Consider the following 735-nt stretch of genomic DNA (forward strand, 5'->3'; position numbering starts at 1 on the left):
GTCGGGGCCTCGGTCTCGAAAATCCTTATCGAGCGGCGGCGCGCGGTGTCGTAGAGCAGGCCGCGCAGTTCCTCACGTCCGCGCGCGATGCGCGACATCAGCGTGCCGGCCGGCACGCCGAGCATCTCGGCGGCCTCGGCGTTGGAAAAACCTTCGATGGCAACCGTCGTCAGCGCGGCGCGCCTGTCAGGGCTGACCGCCTGCAGGGCGTCGATGATCTCGCGCGCGGCGACGGCCTCCAACTGATCGGCAGGAGCAGCCTGCACGTCGCCGGCCTCCAGCGGCAGCATCGAGGCCTCGCCGCGCCGGTTCAGCTTGCGCACCTGATCAATGAACAGATGATGCATGATCGTGAACAACCATTTTCTGGGGCTTTCGCCCGTCTGCCAGTTGTCGAGCCGTTTAAGCGCCCGTTCCAGACAGTCCTGGACGAGATCGTCGGCGGAATCGCGGTCGCGCAGAAGCGAGCGCGCATAGCGCCGCAAACGCGGGATTTCGTCGAGGATGGCTCTCTGCTTCTCGTCCATGACCTGTCTTTGTTTCGGCATGCCGTTGCCGCAAAATCGCTACGCCCTCGGGTCGAGCCCAAGGGCATGACTGCTACCGGCCGTGCGATCATGGCCCCAAGGGACTATAGGCGCATCCCCCGCCCGGCCGATGCGCAGCCGCAGGAAACCGGGGCAAGCGTGGCAAGCATGATTCGCATTGCTTCCCCGCGATCCGACGGCGGTGGAT

At 65.6% G+C, this 735-nt stretch carries 1 protein-coding gene; it reads right to left on the reverse strand.

What is annotated here, in order from left to right:
* Positions 1–527, reverse strand: a 527-nt coding sequence (locus tag AC1DX0_RS36670; RefSeq protein WP_477359505.1) for a sigma-70 family RNA polymerase sigma factor, incomplete at its 3' end; no start/stop codon positions are given.
* Between the last annotated feature and the right edge of the window lie 208 nt (positions 528–735).

The organism is Mesorhizobium sp. P3_A9, assembly GCF_056402975.1.